Consider the following 19979-nt stretch of genomic DNA (forward strand, 5'->3'; position numbering starts at 1 on the left):
CTGTGACCGCTGACTTGGCGGCATTCTGCCGTGCCGAGGCGACACGAATATTGTTGGGCGCTCCGCTCCCGCGTGAATTCCGTCCACCCAAGTTGTCTCTTTCTCTTTTCTGACATTCTCGTCGACCGATGAGTCGACGTCGTAACGCCGTGCCCGTGAAGAGGTAGCGGCGATCGACACCCGGCTTCGTGGGGCCTTAGCAGGTCTCGCGGCCGGCACGTGCCTGTCTCCGCCTCTTAGCCCGTCCTCGATCCAGGGGTGACCATGTCCTTCAGCATTCGCCGTCTGCCCGACCCGCGCGGTCGGCTGACCGATCTGCGTGGTCGGCTACCCCGGCAACGTTCGATGTTCGGCTCCGGCACCACCCGGTCGGTCCTGGCCGCCGCTCTGGCCGGCGTGCTGATGCTCAACCTGGGCGGCAGCGGGGTGACGGCGCTGCCGGCGGGCGGTGCCCGCGACCGGGACGGTGTGGCCTCCGCCGGTCGGGGTGGCGGCGGCGCGAAGCCGAACCAGGCATGGGGTTCGGCGGCCGGCAAGGGTCACGTGACACCCGGACGCCCCAACCGTGACCTGCCGAAGTCCATGCGCGGGCAGTACCCGTTGCACAAGCTCGCCGACAAGCCCGCCCCGGGGCGCAACAAGGCGTCCGTCGCGACGGCACCCGTCGAGGACACCCCAGGCTTCGACAAGCGAACCAGCCGGGAACGACCGGCCGAGCGCGACGTCAACCAGCGGGTCTTCGACAACGCCGACGGCACCCAGACCACCGAGTTCTCCTCCTCCCCGATCAACTACCGCAAGCCGGACGGCACCTGGGCGCCCATCGACCACGCCCTGGTGCCGACCGCCGACGGGTGGGGGATCGCGGCCGACTCGGTCGGTCTGCGCCTCGCCGGCAACGGCGCCGCGAGTCAGGTGGCCCGGGTGAGCTTCGACGGTGACACGGAGTTCGGCTTCGGTATGGCCGAGGCGGCCAACGCGCCGGGCCGGGTGAACGGGAACGCCGTCACCTACCCCGGCGTACGCCCCGACGTCGACCTGCGTCTGGAGCCCCGGGCGGGCGGCGTGAAGGAGACCCTGGTCCTGCGCTCGGCCAAGGCGCCCGCCTCGTTCGTGTTCCCGTTGAACCTGCGCAACCTCACCGCGAAGCTGGTCGACGGTCAGGTCGTCCTCAGTGACCGCGACGGGCGTGAACGCGGCGTGATCCCGGCGGGTTACATGGTGGACGCCGGCACCGGCGCGGCCGGTCCCGCCACCTCCACCAAGGTGGCGTACGAACTGGTCACCACGGGTGGGCAGACGGCGCTGAAGGTCACCCCCGACCGGGCCTGGCTGACCGACCCGGCCCGGCGGTACCCGGTCGAGGTCGACCCGACCGTCGGCCCGCCGGTCGCTGCGATCAACGCCGACAGCAGCATGTACGTGCACGGAGACAGCTCCACGTCCGGCAGCAGCGAGTTGCTCGTCGGTCGCTCCGGCGGGTCCAACGCGGCGGCCTACCTCAAGTTCGGCAACCTGGTCAGCCGACTCCAGAACCACACCATCCACGGGGCGGCGCTCTCCGCTGTCAACTTCGACGCCGCTTCCTGCAAGGCGCGCGCGGTCAGCGTCCACCCGGTCACCGGGTCGTGGTCGGCCGGCACCGGCTACTCGTACCCGGGGCCGGCGGTGGGTGGCGCGCTGGTCAGCCGCTCGTTCGCCCACGGGTACGTCGCTCTCGGCCAGTCCCAGTCCGCCTGCCCGGCAGCCGGGGAGATGTTCGACCTCGGCGTCGGCGGCCGTAACCTCGTGCAGCGCTGGGCCAACGGCCAGCAGGCCAACAACGGTCTCTCGCTGCGCGCGTCCACCACGGACACCTCGGCGTGGAAGAAGTTCGCCGGCACCGGCACCGCGAACCCGCCGGCGCTCTACGTCACGCACAGCCCGTACAACGCCGGGTACGCGATCCCGAAGCCCACTCCGGAGCCGGCCGTCCTGCGTAACCAGGACGGCAAGGTGAAGGTGACGGTCACCAACCTCGGTGCCGAGGCGTGGACGCCGGCCAACTACTACCTCGCGTACCGGGTCTACAACGCGCAGACCGGCGCCGCGGTGACCCAGCAGCGGGCGGCGAACCTACCCGCCACCCTGGCCCGTGGCGCGAAGGTCACCCTCGACGCGACAGTCAAGCGGTTGGAGCCCGGCTCCTACTTCCTCGACTTCACCATGGTGCGTACCGGTGGAGCGGTCTTCACCGACCACCAGGTGCCACCCGGTCGGATCGTGCTCCAGGTGTTCGACGTTCCGCCAGTCGTGCAGGAGCTCTACCCGGAGAACGGGTACCAGGCCCCGACGCTCACCCCGTTGCTCTGGGCGCGGGCCGTGGACACCGACGCCGCACCCGGCGCCACCTTGTCCTTCAAGTTCGAGATCTGCGACCAGACCGACGCCGGTGCGGCGACCAACTGCACCAACTCCGGCTACCAGGCCAAGCAGTCCTGGGTGGTGCCCGCCGGCCGGATGGTCTGGGGCAAGAGCTACCTGTGGCGCTCCTTCGTCAAGGACAGCGCCAACGAGGTCATCTCGCCGTACTCGACAATGCTCAGTTCGGTGCCACAACCGGACCTGCTGTCCCGGATCGCCACCTCGCCCAACGCCGAGCAGGGTCGCGAGTTCGACGCCCAGACCGGAAACTTCGCCACCTCCGCCGTGGACGCCACTGTGGTGACCGTCGGTCCGGAGCTGAACCTGGTCCGCACCTACAACAGCCTCGACCCCCGCACGACCGGCGTCTTCGGCGCCGGCTGGTCCAGCCGGTACGACATGACGTTGGTTCCCGACAACGACGGCTCCGGCAACGTGGTGGTCCGCTACCCGGACGGCCAGGAGGTGCGGTTCGGCAAGAACCCGGACGGCACGTACGCGCCGCCGCCGGGCCGGGTCGCGAAGCTCACCGTCGACAGCAGCAACTGGAAGCTTGTCGACCGTACCGGCAGCACCTACCAGTTCTCCCTGCTCTACAAACTCCAGAAGATCACCGACAACTCCGGGCACTCGGTCAACCTGACCCTCGACCCGATGACCGGCAAGCTCGCCCGGGCCCAGGTCTCCAACAGCCAGAGCAACACCGCCGGCCGTTCGCTGACCTTCACCTGGAACGGCAACCGCATCGCCACGGTCAGCACCGACCAGGTCAACGGCGCGAAGCTGGTCTGGAACTACACCTACGAGGGTGACCTGCTGACCAAGGTCTGCGGCCCGGAGTCGGCCTGCACCAACTACGCCTACGCGGCCGGTTCGCACTACCGCACCGCCGTTCTCGACGCCAAGCCCGACTCGTACTACCACCTCGGCGAGACCGAGGGCACCGGCGCGGCCAGCGACGTGGCGATCAACCTGGGCAAGGACGCCGGCACGTACCGCAACAACGTCACACTGGGCCAGCCCGGTGTGCTGGAGGGCACCAACGGCACCGCCGCCGCCTTCAACGGCACCTCGGCCTACCTCGAACTGCCCAAGGGGCTGGTCAAGAAGAGCCGCGACGTCTCCGTCGAGCTGTGGTTCAAGATCGGTCTGACGCAGACCGGTGGCCCGCTCATCGGCTACCAGGACAAGGCCGTCGGCACCACGGCGACCAGCGGCGTCCCGCTGCTCTACACCGGCACCGACGGAAAGCTGCGCGGCCAGTTCGCCAACGGCACGATCGCACCGTTCACCTCGGCTGGCACCGTCAACGACAACAAGTGGCACCACGTGGTGCTGTCCGCGATGGCCAACACCCAGACCATGTACCTCGACGGTGAGCCGGTCTCCACCCCGCTCGGGCAGACGGGGCAGCCGATCGAGCACTCGCTGCTGACCTTCAACCAGGTCGGCCTCGCCTCGGCGACCTCACCCACGTCGTGGTCCGGCTGGGGCAGCACCGCCCAGCGCTACTTTGCCGGCACGATCGACGAGGTCGCCGTCTACTCCCACCCCATTGGCCTGGACACGGCCAAGGCGCACTACCGGTACGCGAAGCCGGCCGCCCAGCAGCTGACCCGGGTCACCCTGCCCAGCGGCCGGGTCGCCACCGAGGTCGAGTACGACACGGCCACCGACCGGGTCAAGGAGTACACCGACGACAACGGTGGCACCTGGAAGGTGGGTCAGCCCACCGTCTACGGCGGCGACACCGACCTGCGGCGCAGCGTCCAGGTCCTCGACCCGGCCAACCGCCCCTACCTGTACGAGTACGACGCGCTCGCCGGTCGACTGCTGCGCTCCGGCACCCCGCTCGGACTGGAGACCCGCGAGGAGGACCGCCCCGGGCAGACCAGCCCGACGCCGAGCCCGCCGCCCACCGAGGTCTGCACCCAGCCCGACCCGAACGACCCGGCCTTCTGCACGGTGATCCCCGGCGACGCCGGTGGGCCGATCTTCGTGCGGCACCCGTTGGACGGCATGGCCATCCGCTCGTTCTCCTACAACGCGGACGGCCAGCAGAGCAAGGTCACCAACGAGAACGGTGACACGGTGGAGATGACGTACGACAGCCGGGGTCGCCTCGCCACCCGCAAGAGCTGCCGTACGTCCACCCAGTGCTTCACGAACTACTACACCTACCCGGCCTCGATCACCGACCCGTTCGACCCCCGCATCGACCTGGCGGTGGAGCAGCGCGACGGCCGTTCCAGCGGCCCGACCGACAACAAGTTCCGGACCACCTTCACGTACCGGGACCGCACCGGTCAGCCCCTCACCCAGACCAACCCGGACGGCAGCCTGGTCACCCACACCTACACCAGCGGCGGCGAGGCCGGTGTCAACGGCATCCCCCCGCCCGGGTTGCTGGCCAGCAGCACCACCAACGGGCAGACCAAGCCCACCACCTACGCGTACTACGCCAACGGTGACCTGTACAGGGTGACCGAGCCGTCCGGGCTGGTGACCGAGTACACCTACGACGCGCTCGGCCGACGGATCACCGAGAAGGAAATCTCCGACACCTATCCCGCGGGCGTCACCACTACGATCACCTACGACGGGCACTCGCGGGTCGCCACCGTCACCGGCCCGGTCACCACCGACGCCGTCACCGGCAAGCAGCACCAGAGCCGAACCGTCAACGAGTACGACGCCGACGGCAACCCCACCAAGGTCACCGTCAGCGACCTGCTTGGTGGTGACCCCGAGCGGGTCACCAGCACCGAGTACGACGACGAGGGACGGCCGGTCCGGGTCGTCGACCCGGAGGGCAACGAAACCAGCTACGGGTACGACAGGTTCGGCAACAAGACGACCATGACCGACGCCAACGGAAACCGCTACGACTGGGCGTACACCGCCCAGAACAAGGTGGCCGAGGTACGGCTGCGGGACTGGCGCAGCGACCCGGCCGGCACCCCCGGCACCGGCACCGGCGACTACCTGGTCCTGCACTCCTACTCGTACGACTTCGCCGGGCGGCTGGCCAGCGACACCGACGCCATGGGTCGGCGACTGGAGTACAAGTACTACCGCGACGACCTGTTGGAGAAGATCACCCTCAAGGACTTCCGCAACCCTGACGGCTCCAAGCGGGACTACGTCGTGGAGGAGAACACCTACGACGGGGCCGGCAACGTGACCCGCAAGGTCGGGGCCAACGGCACCCAGATCACCGACCACACGCCGGACGAGGCCGGCAAGGTGAAGAGCACCGTGCTGGATCCGACGGGGGTGCGTCGGACCAACACCTTCACCTACGACTACAACGGCAACGTCAAGCAGACCGTCCGGACCGGAAATCCGTCGAACCTGAACTGGGAGGTACTGGCCACCTCCGAGGTCGTCGACTACACCTACGACGATGCCGGCAACGTGCTCACCGAGAAGGTCACCGCCGGCAGCAGCACCCGGGTGACCAGCTACACGTACGACAGGCGCGGCCTTCGCACCTCCGTCACCGACCCGCGTGGCAATGTGAGCGGCGCCGACAAGGCGAAGTTCACCAGCACCTTCCGCTACGACGAGTTGGGTCGCCAGGTCGGGCAGAGCGGCCCGACCGTCCTGGCCGAGAGCGACGGCAACGCCGCCGTCTCCACCAACCCGACCAGTTCGGTCGGCTACAACACCTTCGGCGAGCAGGTCGCCGTCAAGGACCCGCTCGGGCGAGTCTCCACCTCGGAGTACGACAAGCTCGGCCGGGTGGTGCGCAGCCTCGCGCCGATGTACCTCGCGCCCGGTGTGACCCAGCCGGTCACCCCGGAGCACAAGCGCCGCTACGACGCCCTGGGCAACGTGCTGGAGGAGACCGACCCGGCCGGCATCACCAACTACACGTACGACCAGCTCAACCGGTTGACCATCCGGGACGAACCGTCGAAGACCAACGACGACAGGGCGCTCACCCGCTACACCTACACCCGCACGGGCGAGGTCCTGTCGGTCACCGGCCCGACCGGCGCCCGGGTCGAGTCGACCTACGACGATCTCGACCGGCAGGTCACGCAGACTGTCGTCGAGCGACGGCCGACCACCCGCAACCTGGTCAGCAAGCTCGCCTACGACGACGCGGGCAATCTGACCTCGTCGTCGTCCCCCACCGGGGCGACGACTGTCAACACCTTCAACGGGGCCGGCGACATCACCCGCAGTACCGCCCCGACCGGCGAGGCCATGATCTTCGGGTACGACTTCGCCGGCCGCCAGGTCCGGGTCTCCGACGGCCTCGGCCGCACCACCCGGGTCGGGTACGACCAGTTGGGTAACCGGACGAGCACCGTGAACCTCAAGGCCGACGGCACGGTCCTGCGCACCCAGAGCTACGGCTACGACGTGGCCGGCAACATGACCTCGTCGAAGGACCCCTACAACACCGTCACCACCTACGAGTACGACGCGGCGGACCAGCTCGTCAAGCAGATCGAGCCGACCGACGCCGACCCGATCACCACCACCTTCGGGTACGACGCCGCCGGCAACCGGACCCGCTACACCGACGGCCGCAACAACTCCACCATCTACACGTACAACACGTTGGGTCTGCCGGAGTCGGCGATCGAGCCGTCCACGGCTACCCACCCGACAGCCGCGGACCGGACGTGGACGGTCGCGTACGACGCCGACGGCAACGCGGTGCGGCTCAGCGCCCCGGGTGGGGTGAGCCGCATGCGCACCTACGATGCGGCCGGCCGCCTGACACAGGAGACCGGTTCCGGGGGTGACACCCCGACCGCGACCCGGACCCTGGACTACGACCAGGACGGTCGGCTGAAGAGCGTCAACGCTCCCGGTGGCAGCAACACGTACAACTGGAACGACAGGGGTGGGCTGCTGTCCACCGCCGGCCCGTCCGGCACGGCGAGCTTCGACTACAACGACGACGGTCGGGTGACCAGCCGCACGGACCTGACCGGCACGGCCAGCTTCGGCTACGTCAAGGGTCGCCTCGACACACTCACCGACAGCATCACCGGCCAGCAGCAGAAGCTTGGCTACGACGCCGCCGGTGACGTCAAGACCGTCGACTACGGCGCCGGCCGCGTCCGCACCTTCGGGTACGACGACTACGGGCGGGTCGCCAGCGACGTGCTGCGCAACGCGGGCGGCCAGACGGTGGCCTCAATCACCTACGGTTTCGACCTGAACGGCCACCTCACCAGCAAGAACACCACCGGCACCGCCGGGGCCGGCGCCAACACCTACGACTACGACAAGGCCGGCCGGCTGATCTCCTGGACCAGCCCGGCCGGGACCGTCACGTACGCCTGGGACGCCAGCGGCAACCGGGTCCGGGCCGGGTCCAAGACCGCGACCTTCGACGAACGTAACCGGCTGCTCTCCGACGGCGACTACACCTACGCGTACACCCCGCGGGGCACCCTGCGGACCCGCACCAGCTCGGGTCTGGCCGAACAGTTCTCGTTCGACGCCTTCGACCGGCTCACCGGGGCGCAGAACCAGAACTACACCTACGACGGTCTGGACCGGGTCGCGTCTCGCACCGGCAACTCCTTCGTCTACGCCGGGCTGGGCGACGAGGTGGTGCACGACGGTTACGAGTACTACGGTCGCGGCCCTAACGACGAGCTGCTCGCCACCGTCCAGGGTGCCGACAAGCGGCTGTCGTTGACCGACGCCCACGGTGACGTGGTGGCGGCCATCAACCCGGCCGACACCCAACTGTCCACGCTGAACGACTCCACCGCGTACGACCCGTTCGGCAAGAAGGTGACCAGCACCGGCAGCACCGGCCGGCTGGGCTTCCAGGGGGACTGGACCGACCCGGCCACCGGGCAGGTCGACATGGGCGCCCGCTGGTACCAGCCCGGCACCGGCACGTTCACCTCGCGGGACAGCGTCAACTACACCACCGGCGACTCGATCCTGGCCAACCGCTACACCTACGGTGCTGGCGCCCCGCTCGACTTCGACGACCCGGACGGCCACTGGCCGCGTTGGATGAAGCGCGCGGCGAGCGTCGTGAGCAACACCGTCTCCAACGTCGTCAGTGGCGCTTCGATGGCGTACAACTACGCCAGGAACTTCGTGTCCACCGTTGCTCACTACGCCTGGTCCGGGATCAAAGCGGTCGGCCGAGTGATCTCCAGCACGGCGAAGTGGATCGGCGAGAAGACGATTAACGCGGTTCGGTACGTCAACTCGAAAATCGTTTCCGGACTCCAGCTCTCCCGCGTTGCCGACTGGGCGAAGCAACAGAAGCAACTCGTCGCCCAACGCATCCATCAGGCCAAGGTCGCGGTGACCGCCGCCGCGAAGTCGGCCATCCAACAAGCGGTCAAGTTCACCAAGCTGCCAGTAATCCAGGCCCTGACGAAGCCACTCATCTCGCTCGGCAAGGTGGTCTCCACCGGCTTCAAGATGGCCGCGAGCGTCGTCGCGGTCACCACAATGGCCATCCAGGACCCACAGAAGTACAGCCAGAACCTATGGCTGGCGGCCGCGCAGAAGCTGACGCCGCTCGTCGAGGGCGCCGAGAAGATGTGGGACAAGGCGACCCAGTTCGTCGAGGATCACGCCGCCGAGATCGCCGGCTTCGCCGTCGGTGCCATCGTCGGCCTGGGCTGCGGCGCGGCGATCGGCTGGACCGGTGTCGGAGCGGTGGCCTGCGGGGCGCTCGCGGGAGCGGTCGGCTCGGCGGTCACCGGCTACATGGACGGCAAGCGCGGCTGGGACCTCGCGGGAGCCACCGCGATGGGCGGCCTTACCGGTGCCCTCGGTGGCGCGCTTGGATCCATCGGCGGCCAGGCTCTGGGTGCGGGAATTCGCGGGCTGAGCGGCGGACTCCGGTCGGCCGGCAGCAAGGCGCTGAGCGCGGGCATAGGCGAGGCCCGCGCGATCGGCAGCGGTATGCAGAACATCGGCAAGAAGCTCCTTGGAGGGTGCCCCAATAGCTTCACGGGCGAGACCCGCGTGCTGATGGCGGATGGCAGCTCCAAGCGAATCGACGAGGTGCAGGTCGGCGAGAAGGTGCTCGCCACCGATCCGACGACTGGGCGCACCGAGGAACGCACGGTCACCGCGCTCATCGTGGGCGCGGGCAGCAAGGACCTTGTCGAGATTACTGTCGACAGTGACGGTAAGCAGGGCGACCGGACGGAGAAGCTGACCGCTACGGCCGGCCACCCGTTCTGGATTGCTGATCAGAGCCGTTGGGTCGAGGCGAAGGACCTGGCGAACGGCTACGTCTTCGAGACTGCGGATCACCGACCGGCGTCCGTCGTGGCCATCCGAAAGTGGACGGAATATCGCCAGGTCCACAACCTTACCGTCGACGCGCTCCATACGTACTTTGTCGCGACAGGCGACACCTCCGTGTTGGTGCACAACTGCGAGGAGTTCATTGCTGGTCCAATTTTGGGGTCTCTCCGAGTCTCGGCGGCGAAACCATCCGCATCCGAGATTGCAGCGGCGCAGCATATGGCGGCTCGCGGGGCGAAGGTTCTTCTTCGTGATCCCATTGGCAGAAGGTCCGGAGGAATGACGAGCGACTTGTTGGTGGATGGAGTTGCTTGGGATGTGTACTCACCAACAAGTGATTCCGTCAAACACATCCTGACCAGCGTTGCCAAGAAGCACTCCCAGGTAAATGGCGGCGGCGTGGTTGTTGACCTCGGAGGCACAGGGCTTGCTATGAGCGAGTTCGGCAACGCGTTAGGGCGAGTCAATGGGATGATTAACAGCTGGGGCAAGCAGCCCATTGGTGGTTTGGAATTCATAGGCGGGTAGAAATGTCTAAGATGATTTGCGTGTGCGGGACGGCGCTCAGGGACGATGATCCTGATAGCGGCTTACTCTTGCTGTCTCGTCGTGAATTCAATGTGGATTCCGACGCTGCAGACCTGTTCGGGTTGGCGAGAATCGTTCTAAATTGTCCGACGTGCAAGAGGCTGTGGGTTTTCTGGGAAGAAGGAGATAGTCCGACGGAATACTTACCATCGGCGGAGTTGCCCGATGACGCACCTTGAATGCGTATATGGGCAATCGATCGAGGAAGCTCTGCGGGTGTTATCACCTGGATTTTCGAGACCTGTCGGCACGACGCAAAGACGCTTTAAAAACATAATGTAGGCACTAGCTTGTTAATGAGGAATGACGTGCTCTCGCTGAAACTGACTGAACGGCCGATGGTTCGGGCCTTCATGGTAATGCTGCTTGCACTTCTATCGACCGGAACGTCGCTGGTCAAAATGGATTCATCGGCACACGCGGACGCAGCTGGCAGGGGCGGTGACTTCGTACCGATCGACAGCGTCCCCCTGCTGGACACCCGGGACGGCACCGGCGGCACCACCGGTGTTCGGGGCGCCAAGTCCGTCACCACGTTCAACGCCGTCGGCATCGCCGGCATCCCGACCAGCGGGGTCAGCGCGTTGATGGTCGACGTGACGGCGATCTACCCGACCGCCAACACGTTCCTGACCATCTACCCGGACTTGACCGACCCAAAGGCCTCGGCCATGAACGCCTCGATCGGCGAGGTGATGACCAATTCGGCGGTGGTCAAGCCCGGTACGAACGGCAGGCTCGCGGTGCGCAACGCGGGCGGCAACGTCCACATCAGAGTGGACGTGGTGGGCTACTTCACCACCGCCACCGGCAGCCTCGGCTCCGGGTTCGTGCCGGTGGACCACACCCGGGTGGTCGACACCCGGACCGGCCAGGGGATCACCGCCGGCACGATGCCCACCCGTGGCACACGTACCGCCAACATCTCCGGTGGTGGGCTCGTGCCCAGTTCCGCGACGGCTGTCATGCTGGACGTCGTGGTGATCGGCGCGACCGGTAACGGTTGGATGACCGTCGGGTCGAGCACGGCCGCGGAGACCGGCATCGACTACGCCAAGGGCGCCACCTCGATGGGGATGGTCGTCAAACTGAACCCCGGCGCCGGCGGCGCAGTGGTGTTGGAGAATCGCGGGCAGGCCGTGCACGTCGCCATCACCGTCCAGGGCTACTGGACCGGCAGCCCGACCACCGGTGCCGGCCTGCGCATGGTTCCTGCGACCACCCTGTACGACAGCCGCTTCCCCAGTGGCGCCCAGCCGGTGCCCGCCTACGGCACCGTCGATGTCGCGGTCGCGGGCACCAACGGCCTGCCGACCCGCGGCATCGCCGCAGCCGTCCTCAATGTGCACGCGGTTGCCCCGACGGTTGACGGGTTCTTCAACGTCACGCCCCTGGGCAGCGCCTTGAACGTTGCGTCGACGACGAACTTCCCCGCCGCGCACGTCGCCCGGTCCAGCATCGTGGTGACCAAGCTGGGCACCGAGGGGAAGGTCCAAATCAGGAACGCCAGCAGCGGGACCGTGCACATCGTGGTCGACCTGCAGGGCTGGTACGCCGACCCGATGCCGTTCCTGCCGACTGAGTCCTTCTCCCGCTCGGCGGCGTTGCAGGGCGAGCCGAGCGACGGCAGCTCGCTCGGGGTCATCGTCTACGCGCACACCGACAACACCGGGCAGGTGCGGGTCGTCCACCAGCAGAACCCGGACGATTTCAGCAGCGTCCAGCACATTCCCCAGTTCGGTGCGGAGGCGTTCACCGGGCAGCCCGCCTTGAACGTGCAGGGTGGTACCAAGCAGGTGCAGATCAGCGCCTTGCACACCGCCGGCACCGTGTGGACCGGTGCGCAGACGGCGGCGAACGCGGCGACCTGGGCGACGACCGGGAACCTCGGCGGCACCATGGTGGGCCGGCCCGCCTCGGTCACCCTCGCCGACGGCACCAGCGTGATCTTCGCCGTGGACGTCGATGGTCGCCTCTGGCACTACCGACAGACCGGGACGGCTGCGTCGTGGAAGAGCCTCGGTGACGTCGACCTCACCGGCGGCGTCACCCTGGTGAAGGTCGACGCCGGTGTCCGACTGGTCGCCACCACCATGACCGGCACCATTAAGACCGCGCTCTACTCCACCGACGGCACCCTCAGTGCGTGGGTAGACCTCGGCGGAAACGTGACCGGTGTGCCGGCCGCCTTCATCAACCAGGGCTACCGCACCGCCGTGGTGGCCCGTGCCGCCGACGGTTCGCTGATCATGAAGAAGCAGGAACTGGGTGGGGCCTGGCCGACGACCTGGCAGACGGTGGGTACGTTCACCGCAGCCGGTTCTCCGGCCGCGATCCTCGACCCGGCGTTGGGCCGGATCGCTGTCGTCGCCCGCGGGCCCGACAACGAGATGTACCGGGTGTACGAGACCGAGCAGGGCTCCAGCACCTTTGGTGAGTGGCTGCGCCTGTACGAGAACCCGAGCGACCCGACCGCCGCCACCGCCGCCACCGATCCCACCATCGCGCCGATCCAGAACTCCGGCGGAACCGGCTTCGTGGTGGTCTACCGCAACCGGAACAACACCACCATCGCGCTGGACCGGCGGTTCGCCGCCCCCGGTGGGATGGCGGCAGCGAAGGCCGGCCCGTCGGCGGTCAGCTTCACCGCACACCTGATCCCGACGCCGAAGTCCTGAGCTTCGGCACCACCAGCTCGGGGGCCTTCGTCCACGCGACGGAGGCCCCCGGGTCGTTGTTCACCGGCTCGGCGCCTGCTTCCTAGACTGGGGCGATGAGCGTTGGCACCGACGGTCGGGGGATGGCCGAGCTGGCGGCCCTGCTGGCCGACGGCACCCGCGCCGGGATGTGTCTGGCGCTGCTCGACGGGCGGGCATGGACCGCCGGTGAGCTGGCCCGGCGCGCCGGCGTCGCCCCGTCGACGGCCAGCGACCACCTCACCCGACTCGTCCGCGGTGGGCTCCTCGTCGAGGAACGGCAGGGCCGCCACCGTTACCTGCGGCTGGCCGGGCCGTCAGTGGCCCAGCTCATCGAGGACCTGGCCGGGCACGCCCCGGCCACGCCCACACCGACCGGGTCGCTGCGCGCGGCGACCGCGAGCGCTTCCCTGGCGTACGCCAGGACCTGCTACGACCACCTCGCCGGGCGGCTGGGCGTGCTGATGTACGACGCGCTGCTCAGCGAGCGCCGACTTGACCGGGCCAGCGGGCTGGCGCTCACGCCCGACGGGTGGGCCTGGGCGGCCGGCTTGGGCGTACCAGTGGACGTGCTGCGCGTCGCCCGCCGCCCGGTGGTCCGCGACTGCCTTGACTGGACCGAACGCCGCCCGCACCTGGCCGGGTCGCTCGGCGCGGCGCTCTGCCGCCGCTTCAGCGAGCTGGGCTGGATCAGCCAGGGCATCGGCCGCGCCGTCCGTCTCACTCCCACCGGCCGCCCCGGCCTGGCCGCGGCCCTGGCCATCCCCGAACACACCCTCGACCTGCCGGTGGTCCCGCCGCCCACGAGCGGTCGCGCCTGACCGGCGAGCAACGGGTGACAGTGGCGGGATCGTTCGGTGTGGGGCGAACGGTTCGCGCCCTACGGTCGGGCGGTGACTGACAACTGGCCGCACATTGCGCCCGCCCCGGGAACACCGGCGTGTGGGCCGCCCTCGTTCGACCCGGAACGCGGGTGGTGGGTGACCCGGCACGCCGACGTGCGGGCCGCGCTGACCGACCCGGCGTTCCAGGTGCCGCCCGTCGACACCGGTCCGCCCGGCACCCTCGCCTGGCTGCGCGCCACGGTCAGCCGCTTCAGTCCACCGCCACGGCACGCCGACCGTCGGGCGGTCGCAGTGCGCGCGCTGGCCCCGCTGGGCCCGGACGACCTGCGACTGGATGCGGTGCGGCTGACCGTGGCCGTTCTCGACCGCGCCGGCGACCGCGTCGACGTGATGCGGGAACTGGCCCGGCCGGTGCCGCTGCGGACGTTGGCTGGTCGCCTCGGTTTCGCTGATCCGGCAGCCGCCGGGACGGCGGTCGCGGTCGTCGCGGCGGCGTACCACCCGGGGGTGGACCCGGCCCTGACCGCGCGGGCCGACCGGGCGGTGACGGCGCTGCTGGCGCTCGCGCCGCAGGGTCCGCCGGAGGTACGGGCGAACCTGATCGGTCTGCTGGTCCAGGCGTGCGATGCCACCGCCGGCCTGATCGGCGCCGCCGCCCATCATCTGCTGCCCCCGGGTGTGCCGACCACGGCACGGACCGCCGACCTGCTGGCCGAGGTGCTGCGCCTCGACCCACCGGTCCGAGCCACCCGACGGGTCACCGTCGACGAGGTACGGCTGGGCGGGCGGGAACTGCCGGCCGGAAGCCCGGTGCTGCTGCGCTTCGACGCGGCCAACCGTGACCCGCAAGCGTTCACCGAACCCGCGACGTTCCGGCCCGGTCGGCCCGATGCCGGGCAGTTGACCTTCGGGACGGGGGAGCGGGGTTGCCCCGGCGACCGGCACGCCCTGGCGCTGGCCACCGGTGTGCTCGACGTGCTGCGGGAACGCTGCCGGCGCGGCCCCACCCCGATGAGTTACGAGCCGCACCCGACACTGCGGGTGCCGACAACCCTGGAGGTGAGCGGCAGATGATCGAACGTCGGGCCGCGTTCCACGCCCTGCACCGCGCCGGCCGCCCCCTGCTGTTGCCCAACGCGTGGGACCACGCCTCGGCGGCGGCGCTCGCCGCGCGTGGACATCCGGCCATCGGCACCACCAGCCTCGGGGTCGCCGCGACAGCCGGCCTTCCCGACGGCGTCGCTGCCACCGCAGCGGAGACCCTCGCCCTGGCCCGCCGGCTGGCTCGGTTGCCGGTGCTGCTCAGCGTGGACGTGGAGGCCGGATTCAGCGACGACCCGGCCGAGGTCGCCGAGTATGTCAGGGAGTTGGCCGGGCTCGGTGTGGTCGGGATCAACCTGGAGGACGGGCGCGCCGATGGCACCCTCGCCGACACCGAGGTCGCCGCTGCCAAGATTGTGGCGGTGAAGGCAGCGGTGCCGGAGCTGTTCGTCAACGCCCGCACCGACACCTGGTGGCTCGGGGTGGACGAACCACTGCCGCACACCCTCGCCCGTGCACGTGCCTACCGGATGGCCGGTGCCGACGGGATCTTCGTGCCCGGGACCGTCGACCTGGCCACCCTGCGCGTCCTCACCGAGCGGATCGACGCTCCGGTGAACGCGCTGTACCAGCCGGGCGGCCCAGGGCTGGCTGAGTTGGGCGGGGCCGGGGTGGCCCGGGTCAGCACCGGCTCGCTGCTGTTCCGGGCCGCGCTGGGCGCCGCGCTCGCCGCCGCCGACGCCGTCCGTGACGGCGGGTCGACCGCTGCGGGGGGACTGCCGTCGTACGCCGAAGTGCAGGCCCTGGTGCCCGCGGGCGGCGACTGACAGCGGCGGCCTGGGCACTCGACGGTGCGTGGTGGGCTGGGCGCACCCTTCGAGGGGAGATAGGAGGAATGTTCGGTCCGTTCCGGTCCCGATGATTACGGTGTGTTTCAGGGCGAACCTACCCAGTGCCGTGACCGGAGAGAGGGACCCGTCATGCGAGTGCCCAGCCGTAGCCCGGGACAGCAGCCCGGTTCGCCTCCGTCGCCCACCGCTCCGGCCCACCGCCGACCCTCCGGTGCGACCCCCCGCCGCGTTTCCGCCCCCGCCCCCGACCTGCCCGCTTACCGGGCCGCCGTCGCCGAACTGCTGGTCGAGGTCGGCGCGCTGGCCGACGCGGCGAGCACCCGGGCCCGGCAGGTGCTCATCGACGAGCGGCTGCGGGAACCGGCGCTCGCCGCCGTCCTCGACGCCACCCCGCAGGGGCTGATCGGCGCGCGCGAGACGTTGCTGCTGGAGATGGCCCGCTACCAACCGAACGAGCGCACGTCCGCGACCGACCTCAGCGCGCTGGTCCGGATCTACCTGCTCTCCCGCATCGACGTGCTGTGGTGGCAGGACGCACCGACCTTCGTCACCGACGAGCAGGTCAACGGCAGCCCCGAACTGGTCGACCTGGAATGGCTGCGCCGCCGCGACCTGCTGCGCTTCCGCTACCAGGAGCAGCCCGCGACGATGCTGGGCCGGGCCGCGCGCGGGCTGCGTCGCCGGCTGCGACCCGACGCCACCCCGCGCACCGCGGGGCTGCTGTTCCGCCGCGCCCGGCGCGAGGTGGTGGCGCTGCTCAACGACATCGGACGGGAGTTCTCCGCCGTCGCGCCGCCGGCCACCCCTCCGCTCTGGGTGACCAGCCTGGTCCGCAGCGCCGAACACCAGTACCGGCTGCGCCGTCTGGGCTACGCGGCGATGCTGCCCAGCGGGCACTGCCTCGGCTACTCGGCCGACGTCGAGTTGGCCTGGTTCGAGCGTTTCGGCGCGCGCGAGGCCCTGGCGGAACTGCTGCTGAGCAGGCAGGAGGCCGGTGAGCTGAACGTGATCGACGAGGGGCAGGCCTGGCACCTGTGTCTCGCGCCCACCGCCCGGCGTCGCCTACGCCGGTCCTACGAGGCTGAGATGGGGGTCTGAGCCGGTGTGCGGCATCGCGTTGAGCATCGGCCCCGAGGCCGACCCGGCGACCTTCCGGCGGATGCTCGCCGCCCTGGCCCCGCGTGGTGAGGTCACCGAGACCCGGTCCGAGAACGGACTGCTCGCCGGCACCCGGCGGCTGCGGATCGTCGACCGGGACCGGGCGGTGCAGCCGTGGACGTCGACCGACGAGCGGTGGCTGCTCTGCTTCAACGGCGAAATCTTCAACCACCGGGAGTTGCGGGCGCAGCTGACCCGCCTGGGGCAGACCTTCCGCACCGAGAGCGACACCGAGGTGCTGCTCGCCGCGTTCCAGCAGTGGGGCGAGGCGGCGGCGACCCGACTGCGCGGCGAGTACGCCTTCGCGGTCGTCGAACGGGCCACCGGCCGCGCGTACCTGGCCCGCGACCCGCTCGGGGTCAAGCCGCTGTACTGGTCCCGTCGACCCGGCTGCCTGCACCTCGCCTCCGAGGTCAAGGCGCTCGTCGGGCACGGTGCCCCGATCGCCGAGGTGCCGCCCGGGCACCACGGCTGGGCGGAGGCGGACGGGCACGTGCGACTGAGTCCGTACGTCGACCTGCTCACCATCGCCGACGGCCTGCCGGTCATCGACGACCCGGACGAGGCCGCGCTGCTCGTCCGCGCCGCGCTCAGCGGCTCGATCCGGATGCGGGTGGAGACCGACCTGACCGTCGGGGTGGTGCTCTCCGGTGGCCTGGACAGCTCGTTGACCCTGCGGCAGGTCCGCGACATTCACCCGGACTGCGTCGCGGTGACAGTAGGCGTCGCGGACAGCCCCGACGTGGCGTACGCCCGGCGGCTCGCCGCCGACCTCGACGTGCCACATGTGGTGGTCGAGCTGCGCCCGCGCGACATCCGGCTCGCCGACGTCCGCGAGGCCGTCCGGATCTCCGAGCTGACCGAGTACGGCGACATCATCAACGCGGTCGTCTCGGTGCCGATCTTCCGGCGGCTCCGCGATCTGGGCATCAAGGTGGTGCTGACCGGCGACGGCTCCGACGAGCTGTTCGGCGGGTACGCGATGTATCACCAGGTCGCCCCGGCGGCGGCCCGCCGACTGTTCCTGCACCGGATCCGCAACCTGTGCCGCACCGAGTTGCAGCGCGTCGACCGGGCCGCGATGGCGTACGGCGTGGAGGCCCGGGTGCCGTTCCTCGACCTCAGCGTGGTGGAGCTGGCGATGCGGTTGCCGGTGGATCTGAAGCTGCGCCACGGGCAGGAGAAGTGGATCGTCCGGCGGGCGTTCGCCGACGTGCTGCCGGACTACATCCTCCGCCGTCCGAAGAACCCCATGTCGTACTCGTCGGGGTTGCACGAGCGGGTCCGGCTGTACAAGCCGCTCTTCGCCCGGCTGCACCGCTCCTTCGGCTACGACCTGCAGGAGCCGGTCCGTCGGGACTTCGACACTGTGCTGAGCCGCTGTGGCAACGACCTGGACCTGGCCATCGCCGACGGGCTGACCCGACCCGACTACACGGTCCTGGAGCACGCCCGCGACCTGGTCGGCGCGGCCAAGTGGAACGCCGCTCCGATGGTCCGTCGGCTGGTCGGCCCGCGCCCCGCCCGCCACTGACCGCTGCCCCGCACGCCACGCTTGACTCTGACACGGTGTCAGGGACGAGTGTGAGGGGGCCATGTTCACCATCGGAGACTTCGCCAGACTCGGCCGGGTGTCGGTGCGGATGCTGCGCCACTACGACAGCATCGGCCTGCTGCCCCCCGCCAGCGTCGACCCGCACACCGGCTACCGCTTCTACCGCGCCGACCAGCTGCGCCGGCTCAACCGGGTGATCGCCCTCAAGGAGCTGGGCCTCACCCTCGAACAGGTGCGCTCCATCGTCGACGACGCCGTCGACGTGGCCGAGCTGCGCGGCATGCTGCGGCTGCGCCGGAGCCAGCTGGCGGAACAGTTGGCCGCCGACACGGCCCGGCTCACGGCCGTCGAGGCGAGGCTTCGAATGATCGAGTCGGAGGGTCGGATGACCACCCAGGACGTCGTCCTCAAGGAGATCGCGCCGGTCCGCGTGGCGGAGCTGACCGCCGTCGCGCCCAGTTACCAGGGTGAGGACATCAGCCCGGTGATCCAGCCGCTCTACCCGGAGTTGTTCCGTCGGCTGACCGCCGCCGGGATCACCCCGACGGGGCCGAGCATCGCCTGGTACGAGCCGGCGCCTGGCGACGACGGCGAAGCGGTGGTGGTGCATGCCGGGGTGACCGTGGGGGTCGGGGCGGAGGCTGCGTCCGACATCGCGGTGGTGGACCTGCCCGCGGTACGCACAGCCGCGACGATCATCCACCACGGTCCGATGGACGACGTGGAGCAGAGCATGCAGGTCCTCGCCCGGTGGATCGAGGACAACGGCTACTGCACCGACGGCTTCGCCCGTGAGGTGTACCTCGACTACTGCCCGGACGCCCCGGAGAAGGGGGTCACCGAACTCCAGCTCGTCGTGTATCGCGACTAGGTGCTGTCTCTGTCGATCCGAGGGGCGCTGCCGGAGCGCCTCTGCGCTTAGCTACTGGCTTCCGCCCGGTGGCAGGTGGCCTCGGTGGTGGCTGAGGTACGTACTGAACGTACTCTGGCATCAGGAACAGGGACCGTCGTGCAAGAGCTTCACCGTTGCTGCCGAGCTGGTAGCAGTCGATCCAGCACCAGCCGTCGTAGGTGATCCAGTCGAGCTTTCTGATTACCCGCACAGTGATCGGGTGGATGAATTGAACGCTGCAGGCCCGATCTAGCCGGAGGACGTCACCGGCCCTCACCGCGGCTTCCTTGCCCGCCAGAGCTTCAGCGTCAGACCTGCTGCCCTGAGCCTTGGACAGCCGTCGGGGCGGCAACCGGGGCATCTCCCACGGATGTGGAGGTCGACTATGAACCCAGCCATGATCACGGGGAATGGTGGTTCGGGTCGGATCTCCTCAAGCATCGGGACGCTCGCTCCGCTGGTTAGAGGGCTTCACGGCTTTCCGCTTGCCGGTGTGGTCGTCTGGCTTCTGTGACGAAGCAGGAGGGGCGCAATCGACGGGCTGGTAAGCGGAGCGCTCGACAACGTCGAGCGGTTCGTCAGATCTCTGGAACCATTTCCACCGCACGGTTGCCTCCCGAGAGCCCTTGGGTGGCCGGCACGGAGCGCCTACCCCTAGATCACTCTGTGTGCCGGCCACGCTGCAACGGT

General features: G+C 69.4%; 9 protein-coding genes. 8 read left to right on the forward strand and 1 reads right to left on the reverse strand.

Annotation, left to right across the window (positions count from 1 at the left end):
• Window positions 1–264 precede the first annotated feature (264 nt).
• The 8 genes from ABZU43_RS30460 (at window position 265) to ABZU43_RS30495 (ending at window position 19268) form a co-directional block, all read left to right on the forward strand.
• Window positions 265–10191 (forward strand): LamG-like jellyroll fold domain-containing protein, encoded by a 9927-nt coding sequence (locus ABZU43_RS30460; RefSeq protein ID WP_355009842.1) that lies wholly within the window; start codon window positions 265–267, stop codon window positions 10189–10191.
• A 368-nt stretch (window positions 10192–10559) separates the two neighbouring features.
• On the forward strand, window positions 10560–12929 hold the full coding sequence (locus tag ABZU43_RS30465) for a hypothetical protein (protein ID WP_355009843.1): 2370 nt from the start codon (window positions 10560–10562) through the stop codon (window positions 12927–12929).
• A 95-nt stretch (window positions 12930–13024) separates the two neighbouring features.
• The gene (locus ABZU43_RS30470) at window positions 13025–13768 is read left to right on the forward strand and encodes a winged helix-turn-helix domain-containing protein (RefSeq protein WP_355009844.1); all 744 of its coding nucleotides are present in this window, start codon (window positions 13025–13027) and stop codon (window positions 13766–13768) included.
• A 72-nt stretch (window positions 13769–13840) separates the two neighbouring features.
• Entirely contained in the window at window positions 13841–14866 is a 1026-nt protein-coding gene (locus ABZU43_RS30475; RefSeq protein ID WP_355009845.1) for a cytochrome P450, read from the forward strand.
• Window positions 14863–15660, forward strand: a complete 798-nt coding sequence (locus ABZU43_RS30480; protein ID WP_355009846.1) for an isocitrate lyase/phosphoenolpyruvate mutase family protein — start codon at window positions 14863–14865, stop codon at window positions 15658–15660. Before ABZU43_RS30475 ends, ABZU43_RS30480 begins: the two co-directional genes overlap by 4 nt.
• A gap of 153 nt (window positions 15661–15813) precedes the next feature.
• Window positions 15814–16782 (forward strand): DUF5715 family protein, encoded by a 969-nt coding sequence (locus tag ABZU43_RS30485; protein ID WP_355009847.1) that lies wholly within the window; start codon window positions 15814–15816, stop codon window positions 16780–16782.
• A gap of 4 nt (window positions 16783–16786) precedes the next feature.
• Entirely contained in the window at window positions 16787–18376 is a 1590-nt protein-coding gene (locus ABZU43_RS30490) for an asparagine synthase-related protein (protein ID WP_355009848.1), read from the forward strand.
• A gap of 61 nt (window positions 18377–18437) precedes the next feature.
• Window positions 18438–19268 carry a MerR family transcriptional regulator gene (locus tag ABZU43_RS30495; protein ID WP_355009849.1) on the forward strand — a complete coding sequence of 277 codons (831 nt, stop codon included), beginning with the start codon at window positions 18438–18440 and terminating at the stop codon, window positions 19266–19268.
• Here the strand turns inward: ABZU43_RS30495 and ABZU43_RS30500 are convergent.
• Window positions 19234–19566: a hypothetical protein gene (locus ABZU43_RS30500; RefSeq protein WP_355009850.1), complete on the reverse strand. Its 333-nt coding sequence runs from the start codon at window positions 19564–19566 to the stop codon at window positions 19234–19236. The two genes, ABZU43_RS30495 and ABZU43_RS30500, sit on opposite strands and share 35 nt — an antisense overlap.
• Window positions 19567–19979 lie beyond the last annotated feature (413 nt).

Origin of the sequence: Micromonospora sp. NPDC005205 (assembly GCF_040608275.1) — a bacterium.
GTDB lineage: Bacteria > Actinomycetota > Actinomycetes > Mycobacteriales > Micromonosporaceae > Micromonospora.